This window comes from Kineococcus vitellinus, assembly GCF_009906315.1.
Lineage (GTDB): Bacteria > Actinomycetota > Actinomycetes > Actinomycetales > Kineococcaceae > Kineococcus > Kineococcus vitellinus.
The window spans coordinates 1-19,867 of record NZ_JAAALL010000038.1 but is presented as its reverse complement, the minus strand read 5'-3'; the positions used below and the strand labels follow the sequence as shown (position 1 = coordinate 19,867).

Below are 19,867 nucleotides of genomic sequence, written 5' to 3'. Positions count from 1 at the left end.
ATGCGGCTCGGCCCGCCGATCGCGTCGAGGTCGGCGTCCTCGCCGTACGGGGCCTGCAGCCGCTCGATCTCCAGGTTCGTCTGCTCGGTCAGGCACGTGCTGGCCGTGAGCAGCAGGGGTCCTTCGTGACGACCGGCGCGGGCACCGGCCGCGAGGGCGTCGGCGAACGTCTCGCCGGAGGCGATCGTGACCTCCTCCGCGTCGCGGAAGAACGCGGCGCTGACGCGGTTCGCGGTGTCGTAGCGGTCGGTGCCCGCGATGCGGGTGACCGGACCGGACGTGAAACCCTTCAGCTGTTCCAGCACCGCGTCGCCGACCCGGTTCGCGCCGCCGACGACCGTGATGGCCTGCGGCCGCAGGCGCTGCAGCTCGGCGACGACGGACGCCGGGACGCTCTCGCCCTGCACGAGCAGCAGGGGCGAGTCCACGTGCGCGGCCGCCGCGCTGCCCGCCAGCGCGTCCGGGTAGTCGTACCCGGTGGCGATGACGACGTTGCGCACGCCGGCCGCACCGGCGGCGGGCGTCGGGTACGAGACCGCCGACAGGGCCGCGGCGGTCTCGAAGCGGTCCGTGCCGCTGGCCCGGCTGAGGGCGGCCCGGGTGTTCTGCTGGAGCCACGTCATGACGTCGGCGCCGACGGAGGCCTCGCCGCCGACGACGACGACCTTCGAGGCGTAGACGATCCGCTCGCGGACCGCCTGCGGCAGCGCACCGCGCTCGGTGAGGTAGACGTTGCCACCGTCCACCGGCGCTCCCTTGCCGGCCACCGCGCCGGCGGTGAGGCCGTCGGGGTAGTTCGTGCCGGACACCACGTAGGCGGTGTTCGTGGGCAGGTCGTCGACGAGCGCGGAGGTGGTGTAGCGGTCCGCGCCGTAGACCTGGTGGAAGCGGACGGGAGAGGCGTCCGCGGCCGTCGCAGCCGCTCCACCGACGAGGCCGGCGAGGACGACCGCGGCCGCGGCGCGCCGGGTGGCGGCAGGGGACGTGCGGATCATGGTGGTCTCCGAAGTGGTGGAGGAGCTGGTCGGGGTGGGCGGCGTCTCAGAAGGTGATGCCGGCGTTCTCGCCGCCACCGATCACGGTGAAGTACTGGGTGCCGCCGGCCTTGAAGACGGCGACGTCACCGCGGGCGATCGAGTCCAGGCCGATGCCCTCGAAGACGAGGGGGGTTCCGGGGACCGCGTCGCCGGCCTTCACCCAGACACCGGGCTCGTCGTCCACCTGGACGAGATACCTGTCGCCGCGCCCGCCGATCCAGCGGATCGTGCCCGTGACCTTGCCGACGACCGCGTCCGCGAGCTTGCTGTCCGTGGCGACGAGCCAGCCGAAGGCCTCGGCGTTGGTGTCGGCGAGCTTCGCCTGGCTGCTGGGCACGAAGACGGCCTGCCACACGTAGTCGTCGGTCACGCTGCAGTTCTTCGTCATGCGGTTGATCTTGGCCGCGTCCTCGGAGGTGGCGGCGTTCTTGATCTGCTTCTCGCAAGCCGCCTTCTCGGCCTCGTTCATCCCCCGCTCCGTGGTGATGCCCCAGGGGCGGTAGACGGTCGATGTCGACGGGACGAGCGAGCCGGCGGTGAGCCAACCGGCGACGGGGTTCACGCCGTCGGCGTCGAGGGTGAACTCGCCCTCGCCGGTAGTGCTGCCCTCGGGGATCCCGTCGAACCTGACGACCCCCTGCTGCCAGGCCGGAGCGGTGGAACGGCTGACGGTCGGCGTCGGCTTCGGCGGGGTGGCCGGCGTCGTGGTGGTCGCCGTCGGGGCCTTGGTCGTCGTGGCGGTGGCCCCGGCGGTCGCCGAGGGCTTGCCGGTCGCCGGGGAGGTGCCCGTCGCCGGGACGCTCGTCCCGGTGCCGCCGCTCGCGCCGGTCGAGCTGGTCGAGCTGGTCGAGCCGGTCGAGCTGCCGGTCCCGCCCGCCTGCGCCGTCGAGTCCGCGTCAGCGGCGGCCGCGGGCGTGGCGAACTGGTCGAAGACGTCGCGACCGCTCGCCGCGAAGGCGACGGAGGACGACGGTGCCGTCGTCTCGGACACCGACGGCGTCGAAAGCGCCCCCGGCGCGCCGACGGCAGAGGCGTCCGCGGGAGGGACGCTGCCCAGCCACAGGAACGCACCGGCACCGCCGGCGAGGACGGCCACGGCCGCCACGCCGCCGAGGACGGCACGCACGGGCCGGCGGTCGCTCGGCACCTCGTCGAAGAACCCGGGCAGCTCGGCCTCGGGCAGCTCGGCGGACTCGTCAGCGGGCTTGCCCCACATCAGCTCTCACTCCCGTCGGTCGTGGTGGCGGTGCCGGCCCGGGTGGCGCCGGCGGTCTGCGCGTCGCGCATGACGAACACGCGGCCGGTCACCGTCGTGGTCACGCCCTCGCCCCCGTCCGTCGTGCCGTTGGCCAGGCTCAGGTCGTCGACCAGCAGGAAGCGGCCCATGTCGGCCTGCAGCTGCTTGAGGAACAGCTCGGTGCCGGCGAAGGTGCCCTCGGTGGTCAGGGTGATCGGGAGGTCCACCACGACGGCGCCGCTGGTGTCGGCCGCCGCGCCCGTGGCGTCGGCGCCGTGCAGCACCGGGGCGCCGGGGGCCACCGACAGCAGGGTGACCCCGCTGGCGGTGGCGAACGTCTCGACCTGGCGCAGCAGCTGCTGCGTCTGCGCCTCGGCCGGCAGCTCCGCGGTGATCGCGGCGATCTCGGCGCGGCGCTCGTCGAGGGTCGCGAACTGCGCCTCGAGCAGCGCCGTCTCCTGCTCCAGCACCTCGTTGTCCTGCTGCGCCTGCAGCCGCTGGGTCGCCAGGTCCGCCGCCTCCGCGCGCTTGGGCGCGATCAGCAGGAAGTAGGTCGCCAGCAGCACCAGCACCGCGAGGACGCCGGTGCCGGCGATCCAGACGGTGTTCTTGTTCTGCGTCATCTCGTCGGGCCTCCTGTCGTCTCTCGGGTCACCGCGTGGACGACAGGGCGTCGTCGGTGAGGGTGGCGGTGGTGGTGAAGGTGATGAGCCCGGTGGTGGGGTCGAGGGTCGAGCTGCTGAGGCGGGTGCCGGTCATGCCGCCGACGGTGTCCACGGCGTCCATGAACGCCGCCACCTGCGCCTGGCTCTTCGTCTGGCCGGTCACCGAGACCGTGCCGATGCCGGCGACCGCGAGCGGGTCGGTGCCGACGACCTCCGCCGCAGCGCCTGCGGCCGGAGCCGTGGCGGAACCCGCCGCCGAACTCGCCGCTGCGCCCGCCGCCGAGCCCGCGTCGACCGCCACCTCGACGGCCGTGAGGGCCAGGTCGAGCGGTGCGCGGGCGGCGAGCTGGTCCAGGAGCAGGTACGTGGGCACGTCGCCGGCCGTGACCTGCCGCCGGACGTCCTCGGCGTCCTCCAGCTGGGCGAGGACGACGGGCACGTCGGCGTAGGCGCGCTGGGCCTGCTGCAGCTGCAGCGTGCGCTGCTGCTCGGCGGCGAGGGCCTCCTCGGCCGTCGAGACGTGCCCGGCGGTGACGAGGGTGGCCGCGCACGCGACGCCGGCGACGACCGCCAGCCCCGCGCCGAGGGCGATGCGCAGCAGCCGGCTGCCGCGGGCCGCGGCGACCTCGCGCGGCAGCAGGTCGACGCGGACCACGCTGGTGCGCGTGGTGAGCGCGTCGAGCGTCTGGAGGCTCATGAGACCGCTCCGAGGGCGAGGCCGACGGGCACCGCCGCCAGCGGGTGGATGGCTGCGAGCTGGTGCTCGTCCAGGCCGGTGCGGCCGAGGCGGACGTTGGAGAGCACGTCCGCGGGGGCGACCGGCTTGCGGGTGACCTGCTGCAGCTTGTGCGAGACGTCCGCGAGCAGGGAACCACCGCCGGAGACGAGGATCCGCTCGACGGGGAACTGGGGGTTGGAGGCCGCGTAGTAGTCCAGCGAACCGCGGACCTCGTCGACGAAGACCTCGGTCATCAGCTCCACGGCGGAGGCCGCCAGCTGGGCCTCGGCGTCCGTCAGCTCCTCGGCGTTGCCGCGCTTGACCGCCTCGGCCACCGAGGAGGGCAGCCCCACGCGCTCGGCGATCGCGTCGGTGATGTCCTGCCCGCCCATGAGGAGGATGCGGACGAAGCGGGGCGAGCCGCCGGAGTGGATGACGAGGTTGCTGACGCGGGCACCGATGTCGAGCAGCGCCTCGGTCGCGACGTCGCTGTGCTGCTTGCCGGCGGCGCGCAGCACGGCGAAGGAGGTCAGGTCGACCGACGTGGCCCGCAGGCCGGCCGCCTCGACGGCGTGCACGTTGGACAGGACCGCGTCGCGGGTCGCGGCGACCAGCAGCCCGCGCAGGCGCCGGCCGTCCTCGTCGTTGAGCTCCTCGGTGACGTGGAAGTCGAGGACGGAGTCCTCGACCGGCATCGGCAGGTACTCCTGCACCTGCAGGGGCAGCGAGGCCTTCAGCTCGGCCCGCGGCAGCCACGGCAGCTCCAGCTGGCGCACGACGACGCGCTGGCTGGCGACGCCCAGGGCGACGCGCTTGCCCTTGAGGCCGCTGGCCTTCCACAGCGTCTTGAGCGCCTCCACGACGGCGGGGCGGTCGAGCACCTCGCCGTCGCGGACCGCCCCCTCGGGGAGGGCGACCTGCCCGAACTTCTCCAGCGTGATGCCGTCACGTCCGTAGGACAGCTCGGCGGCGCGCACGCCGGAAGTGCCGATGTCGAGACCGACGGCGGTTCGTCCGGGCACGTCGCCTCCTCCAGGGTCGGTGGGTGGTGGGCCCGGTGGGGGCCCGAGGTGATGATCGGAACCGCCGGGGCCCTCCTTGAGGCCGCTGCGGCGATGTCGCCCGATGGGACCCGGGCGCCCGGGTCTCAGGCGGTGCCCAGCCCCACGAGGGAGAGGTACCAGTCCCCGACCGGCTCGGCGACGACGAGGGCGAGCAGCGCGCCGCCCAGCATCGCCGGTCCGAACGGCATCTTCGAGCGCCGGCCCGCGGCGGTGAACAGCACGAGCGGGACGGCGACGAGGCCGCCGAGCAGGAAGGCCAGGAAGCTGCCGACCGCCAGCGCGTCCCAGCCCCACCAGGCGAGGTAGAGGCCCAGGACCCCGGCCAGCTTCACGTCCCCGAGGCCCATGCCACCGGGTTTGACCACGAAGACGACCGCGTACAGCAGGAAGAGGACGCAGCCGCCGGCCAGGGCCCGCAGCAGAGCCGTCCAGTTCCCGGACCCGGCGCTCGCCGCGGTCAGCAGGACGAGGGCGACGGCGTACGACGGCAGGACGATGCGGTCCGGCAGCCGGTGGACCTGGAGGTCGATCAGCGTCAGGGGGACGGCGATCCCCGCCAGGTACAGGTACGCGGGCAGGGCCCAGGTCGGCCCCACCACGGCGGCGGTGGCGGCGAAGAGCAGACCGGTCGCCAGTTCCACGAGGGGGTAGCGGACGCTGATGGGCGCCGAGCAGTCCCGGCAGCGCCCGCGCAGCAGCACCCACGAGAGGACCGGCACGTTGTCGCGCCGGCGCACCTCGTGGCCGCACCCCGGGCACCGGCTGGCGGGACGCACGACGGAGAGCCCGAGCGGCACCCGGTGGACGACGACGTTGAGGAAGGAGCCGACGAGCAGGCCGACCAGGCCGGCGGCGGCGACTTCAGGAGACATCGTGCTGGACCTCGCGCACCGCGCTGACGCCCGGGTCGCTGATGAGTTGCGGGGCGTTCCACTTCTGGGCGGAGCCACCGTTGCAGGCCGCCGAGACCATGCGCGAGAAGTTGCCGTTGTTCCACTTCGGCCCGACGCTGAGGCAGCGGCCGCTGAAGTCGACGAAGGTGTAGCTGTCGGCGTAGTCCGGCATCTTGTAGTAGCGGGTGAACTTCTGCTCGGCGCGGCCGTCGCAGGTGCGGAAGACGAGGTTCGCGTCCGCGTCGGCCACGGAGGCGGCTGCCGCGGTGAGGCAGAACCGCTTCGCGGGGTCGTCGTACTGCTCGACGTAGATGCTCTGCTTGGCGGTGATGTTCTCCGTGTAGCGCCACTTGTGGTTCCACTTGAGCTTGGAGCCACCCGACGGGTCCTGCTTGCAGGGGTAGATGATCATCAGCGAGTAGTTGATGTCCTCGTTGGTGACGTCCATGCAGCGGCCGAACTCGAAGTAGTTGACGATCTGCTTGGTCTGGTAGGACGCCGCCCCGGCACCGACGCTGGGGTCGGGGGCGAAGGAACCCCACTCCTGGTCGCTGGCGCAGGCGCCGTTGCGCAGGACCTTGCCGGCCATCGCGGTGTCCGCGACGCTCGAGCCGGTCCCCAGGCAGCGGCTGCCGTAGTCGGTGTTGCCGTTGTTCTGCCCCTTGAACCGGGCACCGCCCTCGTAGCTCCACAGCTGCGCGGGCTTCGCCGGGTCGCACACCGCCAGCTCGACGTCGGCGTCGGCGTTGGTCTTGCCCTGCAGGCACAGGCGCGTGGCCTTGAGCGTGCTGGCGAGCACGATGGTGTAGTCCGTGTTGTAGACCCACATCTGCTTGACGTCGTTGAAGGCGCACGACCCGGACGCGAGGTACTTGACCTTGGCGCCGACCGTCGCGGACTCCGCCTGCAGGCAGTACTTGCTCCCGGGCGCGCTCCACATGATGCCGCCGGCGATGTTGCCGTTGTCGAGCTGGAAGGAGTAGAGCGCCTTCAGCTTGCGGTTGCCCACGTCCGCGGCCTGGCCCTTCACGGCGGGCGCCGCTCCCTCCGAGGTGATGATCGCGTGCGAGGGGACGTACACGGTGCCGCCGCCGGGCGTGCAGTCGACCGTCCGGATCGCCTGCTCGGCGGCCGACAGCTCGGTCGGGTCGGTGTCGTAGTACGTGATGGACACCGAGTAGCGCTGGTTCCCGACGGTGCCGGTGAGCGAGCAGGGCAGCTTGTTCTTGCCGCCGAAGGGCACGTTGTCGGCGTTGTGGGTGCCGATGGCCGCCCGCATCTGGGAGGTGGCCGCGTCGATGCCCGCCTGCGCGGTGGCCAGGGTCGCGGTGCGCTTGGCCTGTACGCGCGTCGGCAGCATCTGGCTGAGGACGAGGCCGAGGATCACGACGCTGAGCGCCGCCGTCAGGAGCACGCTCGTCATGACGATGAGCAGCGCGGCACCCTCGTCCTGCCGGCCGTGGTGCGCGTCGAGGCGGGTCCGCAGGATCCGCACGAGTCCAGTCATCGTCCTCACCGGGTCCGGTTGGTCGTCGGGGAGCAGACCGCGGACCCGAGGTTCGAGTCGGACTGCGAGCTGCTGTTCTGCGCCGTGAAGGTGGTCTGCAGGACGTCCACCGCCCGGCGGCTGCCGTCGGAGGCGCGGCGCGGGGACTCCAGGCGGACGGCGACGGTCTGCTGCGTCAGCTCGTCCGTCGTCCCCGCGGCCTGGGTGGCCAGGGTCCGGGTGAAGGGCCGCCGGGTGGCGTCCGTGAGGATCGCCGCGTCGGTCGACAGGCCCGTCGCCAGCGTGCGCCAGGTGGACCCCGCCGGCTGCGTCGAGTCCCAGGTCCGCTGCTCCAGCAGGCCGGTGGAGACCGCGTAGCGCCACTGCGTGCACTGCGGGTTGCCGCCGTCGACGATCGGGTCGCGGAACTCGACCCACCACGCGCCGTCCACGACGGCCGGCGCGTTGACGGACTCCGCGTAGCGGGCTTCGAGGTCCATGGCCTGGAACGCCCTGCGCATCTGGTCGGCGGCGTCCGACACCTGCTGCGTGCGGTGGGTGTCGCGGACCATGAGCTGCAGACCGGCGACGAAGACGGCGAAGCAGATCGAGAAGATCAACATCCCGACGAGGGTCTCGACGAGGGTCATGCCCTCGTCGGAGCGCTGCTCGTTCACAGTCCGACCACCTGCACCGCGAGGTTCGTGGCAGCGGTCTTGAGGTTGCTGGAGTCGTCGACACCGCGGAGCACGTAGGTCCACCTGCAGGTCTCCAGCAGCTTCGTCGTGGTGACGGTGAACTGGTTGCTCGTGCCGACGCGGGTGAGGCCGCAACTGCCGGCCGTGCGCACGGGGGTCTCGACGTACACGGACGGACCACCGGTGGGCTTGTCGTTGGTCAGCACGTCGATCGTCTTGCTGCTCGTCAGGGGCAGGGCGGTGAAGGTGTCGGCGGTGGCGACCGGCTGCACCGGCACGGTCATCGTCACCGTCTTGGAGGCCTGGCCGTCGTTGTTGCGCACGAACCAGCGCACCCAGTAGGTGCCCACCGTGTTCAGCGGCGGCGTGAACGTGAGGTCCTTGCCGGAGAAGCGGGTGACCGCGTTGTAGGGCGTGCCGTCGATGTTGAAGCGGCCGGTGCCGGCGCTGGTGGAGCTGACGTAGACCCGGGAGTACTGGTCGGTGTTGCCGGCGTCCACGAGGGTGCGCAGCGACACGGCGCTGGACGTGCCGGTCTGCGCGGTGGTCCCCTGCGTGCTCGGCTCGACGACGGGGGCCGGTGTGACGCTCCAGCGCAGCTCGGCCGAGGGGTCCACGAGGGTGTCGGCGCGGTAGGTGCAGGTGCCGCCCGTGCACCGCGAGGAGCGGGCGCCGTTGGACCAGCTGACCTCGACGACGACGCGGTACATGCGGACGTGGCCGGCGACGGTGCTCTGCGCGCTGCTCGCGCCGGCCCTCGTGCACTGGTCGGTCGCGATGCTGCCGGTCGGCCGGAAGCACACCCCGACGAGCGTGGAGATCTGGTAGGTCTCCCCCTGCTGCTGCACGGTCGACGTCAGCGGCAGCGTGGGCACGGAGGCGGCACCGGCCGCGGGGTCCCACGCGGGGAGCGTGCTCGTCTTCAGCGGCGCGGTGGAGGCGGTCCACTGCGTGTTCACCGCGTTCTCCCACCGGCCGGCGAGCAGGTACTTGGCTTGGACGGCACGGGCGGAGTCCATGGCCTGGGTCGCCAGCGCGGTCGCGGCCTGGTTGCGCTGCTGCTCGCTGGCGGCGATGGAGCCGCGCAGGAAGAAGGCCGCGGTCGAGGCGGCGATGGCCGCGAGCAGCACGAGGGCGACGACCACCTCGACGAGGGAGAAGCCGGCATCGCGGTGGTCCCTCGGCGACAGGTCCGTCATCTCCGGCCCCTCCCTGAACGTCGTGCGCCCCGTCGGGCGGTCGGTGCACCACGGACCTGCCGCGGAGCCTTCGGAGTGGTGATCGGTACCGGCCCCGTGCGTCTTGAGCGCGCGTCACCGCCAGGGGGCCGGGTTCACCCGAGCGGGCTCGTGCAGGCCTGGTCCTGGCTCACCGCACCGGAGCGGCTGCTCGTGATGGCGATCCAGGCCCCGGAGCGGGAGTGCACCGAGATGCAGTAGTCGTCGCCGCTGTTGCGGTAGACGAGCGAGGACGTCCCCGCGGCGATGTCCTTGGACCGCTTGACGGTCACCGTCCCGGCCGGCACCGCCGCGGAGTCGGCCCACACCACGGCGTCGGGGTAGCCCAGCGCCGAGCTGTAGAACGCCTCGATCTCCGCCTGTGCGGCGCGCACGTCGGCACGGGCCTGCGAGTCGTAGGCCCGGCTCCGCTGGCCCAGGAAGCTCGGGATCGCGATGGCCGCCAGGATGCCGATGATGATCATGACGACGAGCAGTTCGACGAGGGTGAAGCCGTCGTCGCGAGACTGGTGCTGGTGCATCATTGGGTTCCATCCATCTCTTCAGACCCGAGGTGCCACCCCTCGTCGGGAAACCCGCACGGCTGTCCAGGTCGGCGCCAGCGGTCGGTGATGCGGTTGGCCGCGCCCGTGAACGACGAACGACGCCCGGCGGAGTGCCGGACGTCGTTCGTCGCGTGGAGCAACAGGATCAGCAGGCGCCCGTGACGACACCGGACTCAGTGCTGGACACGTGCCAGGTGGTGCCGGACTTCGAGGCCGCCTGGACGCAGTACGCCTCGGTGCCGAGACCGCTCTTCAGCGTGGGCGTGCCGACGCTGGCCGACTTCTTCACGTAGATGGTGCCAGCCGCGGCGGGCGACGCCGGAGAGCCGACGACGATGGCCGTCGGGTAGGCCTGCGCGTCGGTGTAGAAGGTCTCCATCTCGGTCTGCACCGAGCGCAGGTCGGACTTCGCCTGGGTGTCGTAGCCCTTGTTGCGCTGGTTCAGGAACGTCGGGATGGCGATGGCGGCCAGGATCCCGATGATGATCATGACGACGAGGAGCTCGATCAGGGTGAAGCCCTGGTCCTTCTCGTCCATGGCCTTGCGGATGCGAGCGAGCATTCGACGCTCTCCTTCGTGAGTGTGAGTACCGGAGCCGCTCGCGTCTCGCGCACCGGCTGGTGTGCGGCTCTGATTGAGGTATCGGTGCGGCCCGCGGAAGCTTGAGCACCTTCGTCACACCGTCACCCGAACGGTGCACCCGCCGGCGGGGGTGGGGACGACGACGGCCCGTGCGCCATCGCGCACGGGCCGCCGAAGGTCCTGCGATCAGCCCTGGACGAGGTCCATGACCTTGAAGATGGGCAGGTACATGGCGACGATCATCGAGCCCACGATGCCGCCCAGGAAGGCGATCATGAGGGGTTCGATGAGGCTGGTGAGGGCCTCCGTGGTCGCCTCGACCTCCTGGTCGTAGAAGTCGGAGATCTTGTGCAGCATGGCGTCCAGGGCACCGGTGTCCTCACCGACGCTCATCATCTGCACGACCATCGCCGGGAAGACGGCGTGCTCGGCCAGCGGGCCGGCCAGCGAGCGCCCCGAGCGCACGCTCTCCATGACGTCCTTGGCGGCGCGCTCGATGACGACGTTGCCGCTGGCGTCGCCGACGATCTCCAGGCTCTGCAGGATGGGCACGCCCGAGCGCAGCATGGTGCCGAGGTTGCGGGTGAAGCGGCTGAGCGCGATCTTCTGCGCCAGCAGCCCGAAGATCGGCACCTTGAGCTTCAGCGGGTCGACCAGCTCGCGGACCCGGCGCTCGTCCTTGACCTTGCCCCACACGATGGGCGCGACGATCGCCAGCACCACGCCGATGGGCGCCGCGTACTTCATGAGGTGCGAGAGCACCACGAGGATCCGGGTCGGCAGCGGCAGCGTCCCGCCCATGTCGGCGAACATCTGCGCGAAGATGGGGACGATGAACAGCAGCATGCCGACGACGGCGAGGATGGCGATGATGAAGACGACGACCGGGTAGGTCATCGCCGCCTTCACCTTGGCCTTGAGCTTCACCTCGGCCTCGAAGTTGTCCGCGATCTGCACGAGCACCTGGTCGAGGAAGCCGCCGACCTCACCGGCGCGCACCATGTTGACCATGAGTGGCGGGAAGACGTCGCGGTGCTTGACGAGCGCGCTCGACAGCGAGGTGCCCGACTCCACCTCGGCGCGGCACTCCTGCAGGGTGGCCGCGAGCTTCTTGCTCTCGGTCTGCTCCGCGAGGATCGACAGCGCCTTGAGCAGGGAGAGCCCGGAGCTGACCATCGTGGCGAACTGCCGCGACATCAGCGCGAGGTCCTTGAGCTTGACCCGGTTGCCGCCGGGCAGGTTGATCTCCATCTGCATGCCCTTGCCGGCCTGGCTCTGGGCGATGGAGACGGGGGCGAGCCCCTGGCTGACGAGGCGCTGGGCGACGAGCGAACGGTCGTTGGCCTCGAGGGTGCCCTTGACGAGCTTGCCGGTGCGGTCGCGCGCGGAGTAGTCGAACGTCGTCATGCCCGGCTTGGCAGCCGGCTTCGCGGGCGCCTTGGTGGCGGTGGCCATCGTGTGTCGTCCTCTCAGCGCCCGGTCAGGCGGCGGAACTCGTCGGCGGCGTGGCACTTCTCCAGGCCGTGCTCGAACGTGATCTGGCGGGTGCGCACGAGCTCGGCGAGGTGCTGGTCGAGGGTGTGCATGCCGAACTGGGCGCCGGCCTGCATCGCGGAACCGATCTGGTGGGTCTTGCCCTCGCGGATGAGGTTGCGGATCGCGGGGGTGGCGACGAGGACCTCGGTGGCGACGACGCGGCCGCGGCCGTCGGCGCGCTTGCACAGCGTCTGGCAGACGACGCCCTGGATCGCCGAGGCGAGCTGGACGCGGATCTGCTGCTGCTGGTGCGGGGGGAAGACGTCGATGACGCGGTCGATGGTCTGCGCGGCGTCCTGGGTGTGCAGGGTGCCGAAGACGAGGTGACCGGTCTCCGCGGCGGTCAGCGCCACCGAGATCGTCTCCAGGTCGCGCATCTCGCCGACGAGGATGATGTCGGGGTCCTGGCGCAGCACGTGCTTGAGGGCGTTGGCGAAGGACTTGGTGTCCTCCCCCACCTCGCGCTGGTTGATGAGGCAGCCCTTGTGGCGGTGCAGGAACTCGATCGGGTCCTCCACCGTCATGATGTGGTCCTTGCGGGTCCGGTTGGCCAGGTCGATGATCGACGCGAGCGTCGTCGACTTGCCGGAGCCGGTGGGGCCGGTGACCAGGACGAAACCCCGCTGGAGGTTGGCGAAGGAGCCGACGACCGGCGGGACGCCCAGGTCCTCCAGCGGCTTGATCTCGAAGGGGATGCGCCGGAACGCCGCGCCGACGGACTCGCGCTGGCGGTAGACGTTGACGCGGAAGCGGGAGTGCCCGGGCACCTGGTAGGCGAAGTCCAGCTCGAGGTTCGCCTCGAAGACCTCGCGCTGCTTCTGCGTGAGGATCGCGTAGACCATCTCCTGCAGCGAGCGCGAGTCCAGCTTCGGGAAGCCCTCCATGGGCGTCAGCTCACCGGACAGGCGCGCGGTGGGGGCGGCGCCGGTGGTGAGGTGGACGTCGGAGGCGCCCAGCTCGAGGCCGGCGATGAGGACGTCGTTGACGCGGACCTTGCCGCCCTCCTCGGGGTCGCCGCCCGCGGTGACGAGGACCTCGGTGGCGGTGGCGACGGGCTCGGGCTCCGGGGCCAGCAGGGGGCGCACGGGCTGCGGCGGCGCGGCGGGCGCCAGCGAGTGCCGCGCCGGCTCCGCCGCGGCGGGCGCCAGGCCCACGCCGCCGGCGATCTCCTGGGAGTCGTTCTCCAGCTGGCGCAGCAGGGCGCTGATGTTGGGGCGCGGCGCCGGGATGCCGTCCTCGGGGCGCATGTTCACCGGCACGTACGGCTGCACCGGCGGCCCGCCCTGACCAGCGTTGTCCATCTCGCTCCCCACACCCGACACGACCGAGCACGCGCACGGCGGCGCTGGGTCCCCAGCGCTCTCCGGTGCTCATCGGCGCCGGGCGGGGGCTCCTTGAGGTCGGCGATCACCCCTGTCAGCCGTTCGGGTGCGCTCCCTGGGTGGCCGCCGGGCGGCGCCCGGGAGACGGTGGGGGCCTGCCGCCCCGCTCGGGAGCGCGGCGGAGCGGGAGGGGCGACGGTGGCGGCGAGGAGCCGGGGGCCTGGTGCGGTGCGCCGCCGGGAGCGCGACCTGTTCGTGGTGCGCGAGGAGCGCCCGCGGGGCGGGCCGCTGGCCTGGGCCGCGCTGGTCGTGGGCGTGCTCGCCGCGCTCGGGCTGCTGGCGCTGGTCGTGACCCTCGTCGGCGCCGTCCGCAGCCGCGACGAGGTGCAGCGGGCCGAGCGCGAGCTGCCGGCCGTCGGCACCTACGACTTCGCGGCGGCCCCGGCGGACCTGCGCAGCAGCTCCCCCACCAGCGCGCCGGACCTGCGGGTGAGCGTGGTCTCCGTGCTCGTCGACGAGGACGCCGTGCGGGTGGACCTGCGCTGGACCAACGCCGGGGAGGCGCCCGTGAGCTGGAGCTGCGACCCCGACACCGTCCAGGCGGGCCGCTGGGACGTCTCCGCCCCGCGCCTGGAGCGGGAGCCCTCCGGCGACACCGGCTCGCTGTGCCGGCAGGAGCCGGACGCCCCGGCGGTCCTCCTGGCGCCGGGGGCCGAGCTGGCGGACTTCCACGTCTTCCCCCGCGACGCCGCGTGGGGCGCGGGGCCGGCGCTGATCGACGCGCGCACCCGCGAGCAGACCTCCCCCGGCGGCGACGACCCGGCGGACCTCACCCTGACCGTCGACCTGACCACCGCCGAGCGCCGCTGACCTCGGACCGGCGGGCGGGGCGGGCTCAGGCCCGGGTGCGCTCGGCCAGCGCCGCGAGCCCCGCGGCGCGCATCGCCGCCACCGGGCCGGGCCGGCCGGTCATCAGCTCCACCTGCGCGACGGCCTGGTGCAGCAGCATCTCGAAGCCGCCGACGACGGGGCCGCCCCACTGCCGGGCCAGCGGCGTCGGCCACGGCGCGTAGACGACGTCGAGCAGCAGCGGCCACCACACGGGGCGGAACGCGCCGAGCAGGGCCTGCGCCATCGCCTCCGACCCGCCGATCGGCACGGTCGAGAGGACGACGTCGGCGGTGAGGGCGACCGGCAGCTGCGACCAGTCGCGGACCTCCACCTCCCCGCCCAGGCGGGCGGCGACCGCGCGCAGCTCCACCGCGCGGTCGGGGCTGCGCACGACGACGACGGGCCGGGGGCAGCCGGCCTGCAGCAGCGCCACCACGGCCGAGCGGGCGGTGGCCCCGCCGCCGAGGACCACGCCGCGCGAGATGCGCTCCGCGCCGGCCTCGGCGAGCGCGGTCACCAGGCCGATGACGTCGGTGTTCTCTGCCCGCAGCCGCACCCCGCGCCGGCCGGGGGTGTTGCGGCGGTCCAGGCGCGGGGTGACGACGACGGTGTTGACCGAGCCGACGGCGCGGGCGAAGTCGCTGACCTCGTCCACCAGTGGCACGACCGCCTGCTTCAGCGGCATCGTCAGGCTCAGCCCGGCCCAGGAGGCGTCCAGGCCCTCGACGACGGCGGGCAGGCGCTCCTCGTCGACCTCCAGCAGGTCGTAGGTCCACCCGGTCAGGCCGAGGGCCTCGTAGGCGGCCCGGTGCAGGGCGGGCGAGAGGGAGTGCTGGATCGGCGAGCCGCAGACCGCCGCCCTCACGGTGCGGCCCCGCGGCCCGCCGACCGCACCCGCCCGGCGGCCGGGGCCGGCATCGCGGTCGGGGTCGGCGTCGCGGTCGGCGTCACGGGTTCTCCGGGTGCTCCCGCAGGTACGTGCGGAACAGCTCGACGTTGGCGGCGTGCTCGGCGTCGGTGGTCGCGAAGCGCGTCTCACCGGTCGCCAGGTCCACCGTGACGAAGTACAGCCAGGGGCCGGGCTCGGGGTTCATGGCCGCCCGCAGGGCGTCCTCGCCCGGGTTGCTGATCGGGCCGCCCGGCAGGCCGGGGTGCAGGTAGGTGTTGAAGGGCGAGTCCACGGCGCGCTGGTCGGCGGTCGTGGTGACCGTGGAGGAGCCGACGGCGTAGCTGACGGTGGAGTCCAGCTGCAGGTTCATCCCGATGGCCAGGCGGTTGGCCAGCACGCGCGTCACCTTGGCCATGTCCTCGGGGGTGCGGGCCTCCTTCTGCGCGATGCTGGCCTCCACCACGAGGTCGTGGACGCGCTCGGCGGGCACGCCGAGGTTGGACAGGACCTTGTTGGTCTGACCGACCATCGCCGACAGCAGCTCCACGGCGCTCTCGTCGGGGTCGACGTCGTAGGTGGCCGGGAAGAGGTAGCCCTCCACGTTGCCGCCCGCGCCCGCCGGCAGGCCGAGCGCGGCCGGGTCGGCCAGGGCCGCCTGCAGCTCCTCGGCGCCGATGGACGTCTCGCGCCCGATGAGCTCCAGGACCTGCTGGGCCCGCAGGCCCTCCGGCACGGTCAGCTTGGTCGTCACCTTGGCGGTGGGGTCCAGCAGCAGCGCGACGGCCGCGGCGGAGGACATGCGCTCCTTGAGCCGGTAGGTGCCCGGCTGGATGCCCGCCATGCCCGGCTGGGCCTGGGCGGCGGAGACGAAGGCCCCGGCCGTCTTGACGACGCCCGCCTCGGCGAGGGTGCGGCCGATGGCGCGGCCGCTGTCGCCCTGGGAGACCTTCACGTCCACCGAGCCGGTGCCCGAGCCCTCCCAGTCGTCGCTCTCGGTCAGCCGGGCGACGACGGGCCCCAGGGTGCCCCAGGCGACCCAGGTGCCGCCGCCGACGACGCAGACCGCCAGCAGCAGGGCCACCAGGGCGCGGCGGCGGCGCACCCGGCGGCGCCGGCGGGCGCCGTCCGAGCGGGTGTCGGCAAGATCCATCAGGTCCATCATGAGCCTCAGCCCTCCGTGGCGTCGGGTCGTGCTCCGCCTGCGTCGAGTTCCGGGTGCGCGTGGTGCTGCTGGTGCTGGTCGTGCTGGTCCGTGCCGGCCTGCCCGCGGTGGCGGCGCTTGGTGCGGCCCTTCGCGGGCTGCACCACCCGTCCGGGGGCGCGTCCGCTGGAGCGCTCGGCGTCGAGCGCCGCCTGCAGCAGCACGACGGCCGCCGCCTGGTCGACGACGGAGCGGAACTGCTTCTCCTTCTTGCCCGCGGCGTGCAGCACCCGGTGCGCGTCGACGGTGCTCAGCCGCTCGTCGACCACGCGCACGGGCACACCCGGCACGGACCGCACGATCTTCGCCGCGTACTCCAGCGCGCGCAAGGCCGCGGGGCCCTCGCTGCCGTCCAGCGACAGCGGCAGCCCCACGACCACCTCGACCGCACCCCGCGCGGCGACCTCCGCGGCGATCTGCGCGATGTCGCCGTCGTGCTCGGCGTCGCGGGCCAGCGTCCGCACCGGTGAGGCGATCACACCGGCAGGGTCGCACGCCGCCACGCCGACGCGGACGCTGCCGACGTCGACGGCGAGTCGCACCCCCGGGCGCACCCGCTGCCCGCCCCGGTCCCCGAGCCCGCTCAGCGCGAGCCGGTGACGCGCTGGCCGACGGCGTGCTCGATGCCCGCCAGCGCCTCGGCGACCTTGGAGGCGTCCTGGCCGCCGCCCTGGGCCACGTCGTCCTTGCCGCCCCCGCCGCCGCCGAGCAGCTGCGCGGCGGTGCGCACGAGCTCACCGGCCTTGACGCCCCAGCGGCGCGCCTCCTCGTTGGTCGCGACGACGACGACGGGGCGCTCCTTGGCGATCCCGGCGACGGCCACCACGCTCGGGCGCGCGTCGCCCAGGCGCGAGCGCACGTCGAGGACGAGGGTGCGCAGGTCGTCGGCGGAGGCCGGGCCCGCGTCGTGGGTGACGACGCTGACGCCGAAGGTGTCCGTGGGGGCCGCGGCGATGCGCGGCGCGAGGGCGAGGACCTGCCCGCCGCGCAGCCTGGCGATCTCCTTCTCCGCCTCGCCCAGGCGCGTCAGCAGGGTGCCGATGCGCTCGGGCAGCTCCTCCGGGCGCGCCTTGACGACGTCGGTGAGCCGGTTGACCAGCAGGTGCTCGCGGGTGAGGAAGTCGAACGCGTCGGCGCCGACGAGGGCCTCGATGCGGCGGGCGCCGGAGCCGATGGAGGACTCCGCGACGATCGAGACGAGGCCGACCTGCTGGGAGGTCAGCGTGTGGGTGCCGCCGCACAGCTCCTTGGACCAGTCCTCGCCGATGGAGACGACGCGCACGCGGTCGCCGTACTTCTCCCCGAAGAGGGCCATCGCGCCCGAGTTCAGCGCCGACTCGCGGTCCATGACCCGGGCGGAGACCTCCAGGTCGTCGTGGATGCGCTCGTTGACGACGGCCTCGATGTCGCGCACGACCTCGCCGCCGACCTGCGCGGTGGAGCGGTAGTCGAAGCGCATGCGGCCGGGGGCGTTCTGCGAGCCGGCCTGGGTGGCGGTGTCGCCGAGGTGCTCGCGCACCACCTGGTGCACGAGGTGGGTGGCGGTGTGGGCGCGGCTGATGGAGCGGCGCCGGCCCGCGTCGACGACGGCGTGCACGGCGTCGCCGGCGACGAGCTCACCGCCGCTGACGGTGCCCCGGTGCACGTAGAGCCCGCGCACGGGCTGCTGCACGTCGGTGACCGTGACGACCGCGCCCGAGGCGGTGGTGAGGGTGCCGTGGTCGGCGAGCTGGCCGCCGCCCTCGGCGTAGAACGGCGTGCGGTCCAGGACGACCTCGACGTCGGTGCCGGCGGGGGCGGAGGGGGTGGCGACCCCGCCCTGCAGGACGACGCTCACCCGCGCCTCGCCGGAGGCCACCTCGTAGCCGGTGAAGACCACGGGGCCGGTGAGGCCCTCCAGCGTCGAGCGGTAGATCGACAGGTCGACCCCGCCGGTCTTCTTGGCCTTCGCGTCCGCCTTCGCGCGCCCGACCTGCTCGGCCATCAGCGTGCGGAAGCCGGCCTCGTCGACGGTGACGCCGGCCTCGGCGGCCATCTCCAGCGTCAGGTCGATGGGGAAGCCGTAGGTGTCGTGCAGCGCGAACGCGCGCTCGCCCGACAGCGTCGAGCCGCCGGCCGAGCGCGTCTGCGCCACCGCGGTCTCGAAGATCGTCGTGCCGGAGACGAGGGTGCGCCGGAAGGCGTCCTCCTCGGCGTAGGCGACGCGGGAGATGCGCTCGAAGTCGGTGCGCAGCTCGGGGTAGGAGGCGCTCATGACCTCCATCGACGCCGGCAGCAGGTGCGGCAGCGCGGGCTCCTCGACGCCCAGCAGGCGCATGGCGCGCACGGCGCGGCGGATGAGGCGGCGCAGCACGTAGCCGGCGCCCTCGTTGCCGGGGGTGACGCCGTCGCCGACGAGCATGAGCGCGCTGCGCACGTGGTCGGCGACCACGCGCATGCGCACGTCGTCCTCGTGGACCGCGCCGTAGCGCTTGCCGGACAGCTGCGCGGCGCGGTCGAGGACGGGGCGGACCTCGTCGATCTCGTACATGTTGTCGACGCCCTGCTTGAGGAACGCCACGCGCTCCAGGCCCATGCCGGTGTCGATGTTCTTGGCCGGCAGCTCGCCCGCGACGTCGAAGTCGGTCTTCGTGCGCACCGCGGAGAGCTGGTACTGCATGAAGACGAGGTTCCAGATCTCGATGTAGCGGTCCTCGTCGGCCTCGGGGCCGCCGTCGGCGCCGAACTCGGGGCCGCGGTCGAAGTAGATCTCCGAGCACGGGCCGCCGGGACCGGGCTGGCCGGTGTTCCAGTAGTTGTCGGCCTTGCCGCGGCGCTGGATGCGCTCGGCGGGCACGCCGACCTCGCGCCACAGCCGGAAGGCCTCGTCGTCGTCGAGGTAGACCGTCGTCCACAGCCGCTGCGGGTCGAAGCCCAGCCCGCCCTGCTCCTCCGGGGTGGTCAGCAGCTCCCAGGCGAAGGCGACGGCCTCGCGCTTGAAGTAGTCGCCGAAGGAGAAGTTGCCGTTCATCTGGAAGAACGTGCCGTGCCGGGTCGTCTTGCCGACCTCGTCGATGTCCAGGGTCCGCAGGCACTTCTGCACGCTGGTGGCGCGCTTGTAGGGCGCGGGCACCTGGGCGGTGAGGTACGGGATGAACGGCACCATGCCGGCCACGGTGAACATGAGGCTCGGGTCGGTCGACACCAGCGAGGCGCTCGGCACGACCACGTGCCCCTTGCGCTCGAAGAAGTCGAGCCACCGGCGACGGATCTCTGCCGTCTGCATCGGACGTGCCTCCTGTGTCGGGACTGCCGCGCGCGGGCCAGGGGGTGCGCGCGCGAGTGCTGCGGATCGTGCTGCGGAACGAGGTCCGACCCTACCCGCCCGGCCGGGCGGCGGTGCCGTCGCGGTGCGCGCGGTGATCACGGGGTGAGCACCGGGCGGGCGCCCGCGGATCAGCGGCCGAGCACCTCGCCGGCGCGGCGCGCGACGGCCTCGAAGCGCTCGCGCCCCAGCGCCGCCCCCTCGCGGCGCACGTCCGCCGCCGCCACCCGCAGCAGCCGATCCAGGCGCACCTCGCTGGGGCGCCCCCGGCGGTCCCAGGCGCCGGAGCCGACGTCCATCCACGTCCGCCCGCGGCGGGCCTCCTCGGCGGCGTCGCGGTCGTGGTCCTTGCTCGTCAGCATCAGCGCCAGCAGGTCCGCGCCCGGCTGCGGACCGGTGCGGCCGACGACGAGCACGGGACGGTCCTTGCCGCGCCCGTCGCCCTCCTCGTAGGGCACCCACGCCCACACGACCTCGCCCGGGTCGGGGCGGCCGTCGGCGCGCGGCGCGTACTCGAAGCGCGGGGCGCCCCCCGCGGGCCCGGCTGCGGTCCCGGTGGC

At 73.1% G+C, this 19,867-nt stretch carries 19 protein-coding genes; 1 reads left to right on the top strand and 18 read right to left on the bottom strand.

The window, feature by feature from the left end; genetic code table 11:
• From GTQ99_RS24285 to GTQ99_RS05555, 13 genes are all read right to left on the bottom strand, one after another.
• Positions 1-995 (bottom strand): cell wall-binding repeat-containing protein (locus tag GTQ99_RS24285; protein WP_205706847.1); only part of this gene is annotated, 995 nt, incomplete at its 3' end.
• Positions 996-1,041: 46 nt separating this feature from the next.
• Positions 1,042-2,253, bottom strand: a complete 1,212-nt coding sequence (locus GTQ99_RS05610) for a hypothetical protein (RefSeq protein ID WP_166614760.1) — start codon at positions 2,251-2,253, stop codon at positions 1,042-1,044.
• Positions 2,253-2,897, bottom strand: coding sequence for a type IV pilus inner membrane component PilO (locus GTQ99_RS05605; protein ID WP_166614759.1), 645 nt, complete (start codon positions 2,895-2,897; stop codon positions 2,253-2,255). Before GTQ99_RS05605 ends, GTQ99_RS05610 begins: the two co-directional genes overlap by 1 nt.
• A 28-nt stretch (positions 2,898-2,925) precedes the next feature.
• Positions 2,926-3,636: a PilN domain-containing protein gene (locus GTQ99_RS05600; protein WP_166614758.1), complete on the bottom strand. Its 711-nt coding sequence runs from the start codon at positions 3,634-3,636 to the stop codon at positions 2,926-2,928.
• Positions 3,633-4,679, bottom strand: a complete 1,047-nt coding sequence (gene pilM, locus GTQ99_RS05595) for a type IV pilus assembly protein PilM (protein ID WP_166614757.1) — start codon at positions 4,677-4,679, stop codon at positions 3,633-3,635. Before pilM ends, GTQ99_RS05600 begins: the two co-directional genes overlap by 4 nt.
• 125 nt (positions 4,680-4,804) lie before the next feature.
• Positions 4,805-5,593 carry a prepilin peptidase gene (locus GTQ99_RS05590; protein ID WP_166614756.1) on the bottom strand — a complete coding sequence of 263 codons (789 nt, stop codon included), beginning with the start codon at positions 5,591-5,593 and terminating at the stop codon, positions 4,805-4,807.
• On the bottom strand, positions 5,583-7,109 hold the full coding sequence (locus GTQ99_RS05585; protein ID WP_166614755.1) for a ricin-type beta-trefoil lectin domain protein: 1,527 nt from the start codon (positions 7,107-7,109) through the stop codon (positions 5,583-5,585). The genes GTQ99_RS05590 and GTQ99_RS05585 overlap by 11 nt, the downstream gene beginning before the upstream one ends.
• A gap of 17 nt (positions 7,110-7,126) precedes the next feature.
• Entirely contained in the window at positions 7,127-7,777 is a 651-nt protein-coding gene (locus GTQ99_RS05580; RefSeq protein ID WP_166614754.1) for a PulJ/GspJ family protein, read from the bottom strand.
• Entirely contained in the window at positions 7,774-8,997 is a 1,224-nt protein-coding gene (locus tag GTQ99_RS05575) for a prepilin-type N-terminal cleavage/methylation domain-containing protein (protein WP_166614753.1), read from the bottom strand. The genes GTQ99_RS05580 and GTQ99_RS05575 overlap by 4 nt, the downstream gene beginning before the upstream one ends.
• 134 nt (positions 8,998-9,131) lie before the next feature.
• Positions 9,132-9,560, bottom strand: a complete 429-nt coding sequence (locus GTQ99_RS05570) for a type IV pilin protein (protein WP_166614752.1) — start codon at positions 9,558-9,560, stop codon at positions 9,132-9,134.
• Positions 9,561-9,726: 166 nt separating this feature from the next.
• Complete coding sequence (locus GTQ99_RS05565; RefSeq protein ID WP_166614751.1) at positions 9,727-10,143, bottom strand: type IV pilin protein; 417 nt, start codon at positions 10,141-10,143, stop codon at positions 9,727-9,729.
• A 207-nt stretch (positions 10,144-10,350) separates the two neighbouring features.
• Positions 10,351-11,619 carry a type II secretion system F family protein gene (locus tag GTQ99_RS05560; RefSeq protein WP_166614750.1) on the bottom strand — a complete coding sequence of 423 codons (1,269 nt, stop codon included), beginning with the start codon at positions 11,617-11,619 and terminating at the stop codon, positions 10,351-10,353.
• Between the two features lie 14 nt (positions 11,620-11,633).
• Positions 11,634-13,001 carry a type IV pilus twitching motility protein PilT gene (locus tag GTQ99_RS05555; RefSeq protein WP_240896831.1) on the bottom strand — a complete coding sequence of 456 codons (1,368 nt, stop codon included), beginning with the start codon at positions 12,999-13,001 and terminating at the stop codon, positions 11,634-11,636.
• 249 nt (positions 13,002-13,250) lie between these two features.
• Between GTQ99_RS05555 and GTQ99_RS05550 the strand changes: the two genes are divergently transcribed.
• Positions 13,251-13,892 carry a hypothetical protein gene (locus GTQ99_RS05550; RefSeq protein ID WP_166614749.1) on the top strand — a complete coding sequence of 214 codons (642 nt, stop codon included), beginning with the start codon at positions 13,251-13,253 and terminating at the stop codon, positions 13,890-13,892.
• Between the two features lie 25 nt (positions 13,893-13,917).
• Here the strand turns inward: GTQ99_RS05550 and GTQ99_RS05545 are convergent, their stop codons facing one another.
• From GTQ99_RS05545 to GTQ99_RS05525, 5 genes are all read right to left on the bottom strand, one after another.
• Positions 13,918-14,778, bottom strand: coding sequence for a shikimate dehydrogenase (locus tag GTQ99_RS05545; RefSeq protein ID WP_166614748.1), 861 nt, complete (start codon positions 14,776-14,778; stop codon positions 13,918-13,920).
• 82 nt (positions 14,779-14,860) lie between these two features.
• Complete coding sequence (gene mltG, locus GTQ99_RS05540) at positions 14,861-15,952, bottom strand: endolytic transglycosylase MltG (protein ID WP_166614747.1); 1,092 nt, start codon at positions 15,950-15,952, stop codon at positions 14,861-14,863.
• A gap of 17 nt (positions 15,953-15,969) precedes the next feature.
• The gene (gene ruvX / locus GTQ99_RS05535; RefSeq protein WP_338074748.1) at positions 15,970-16,545 is read right to left on the bottom strand and encodes a Holliday junction resolvase RuvX; all 576 of its coding nucleotides are present in this window, start codon (positions 16,543-16,545) and stop codon (positions 15,970-15,972) included.
• A gap of 41 nt (positions 16,546-16,586) precedes the next feature.
• A complete protein-coding gene (gene alaS / locus GTQ99_RS05530; protein WP_166614745.1) occupies positions 16,587-19,268 on the bottom strand; it encodes an alanine--tRNA ligase in 2,682 nt (893 codons plus the stop codon).
• A 170-nt stretch (positions 19,269-19,438) separates the two neighbouring features.
• On the bottom strand, positions 19,439-19,867 hold a 429-nt coding region (locus tag GTQ99_RS05525), incomplete at its 5' end, for a type II toxin-antitoxin system PemK/MazF family toxin (RefSeq protein ID WP_166614744.1).

Bases quoted from the DNA above. Each gene is read 5' to 3' on its own strand.
- GTQ99_RS05610 (WP_166614760.1), bottom strand. From the start codon at position 2,253: ATGTGGGGCAAGCCCGCTGACGAGTCCGCCGAGCTGCCCGAGGCCGAG.
- GTQ99_RS05605 (WP_166614759.1), bottom strand. From the start codon at position 2,897: ATGACGCAGAACAAGAACACCGTCTGGATCGCCGGCACCGGCGTCCTC.
- GTQ99_RS05600 (WP_166614758.1), bottom strand. From the start codon at position 3,636: ATGAGCCTCCAGACGCTCGACGCGCTCACCACGCGCACCAGCGTGGTC.
- GTQ99_RS05590 (WP_166614756.1), bottom strand. From the start codon at position 5,593: ATGTCTCCTGAAGTCGCCGCCGCCGGCCTGGTCGGCCTGCTCGTCGGC.
- GTQ99_RS05575 (WP_166614753.1), bottom strand. From the start codon at position 8,997: ATGACGGACCTGTCGCCGAGGGACCACCGCGATGCCGGCTTCTCCCTC.
- GTQ99_RS05570 (WP_166614752.1), bottom strand. From the start codon at position 9,560: ATGATGCACCAGCACCAGTCTCGCGACGACGGCTTCACCCTCGTCGAA.
- GTQ99_RS05565 (WP_166614751.1), bottom strand. From the start codon at position 10,143: ATGCTCGCTCGCATCCGCAAGGCCATGGACGAGAAGGACCAGGGCTTC.
- GTQ99_RS05560 (WP_166614750.1), bottom strand. From the start codon at position 11,619: ATGGCCACCGCCACCAAGGCGCCCGCGAAGCCGGCTGCCAAGCCGGGC.
- GTQ99_RS05555 (WP_240896831.1), bottom strand. From the start codon at position 13,001: ATGGACAACGCTGGTCAGGGCGGGCCGCCGGTGCAGCCGTACGTGCCG.
- mltG (WP_166614747.1), bottom strand. From the start codon at position 15,952: ATGGATCTTGCCGACACCCGCTCGGACGGCGCCCGCCGGCGCCGCCGG.
- alaS (WP_166614745.1), bottom strand. From the start codon at position 19,268: ATGCAGACGGCAGAGATCCGTCGCCGGTGGCTCGACTTCTTCGAGCGC.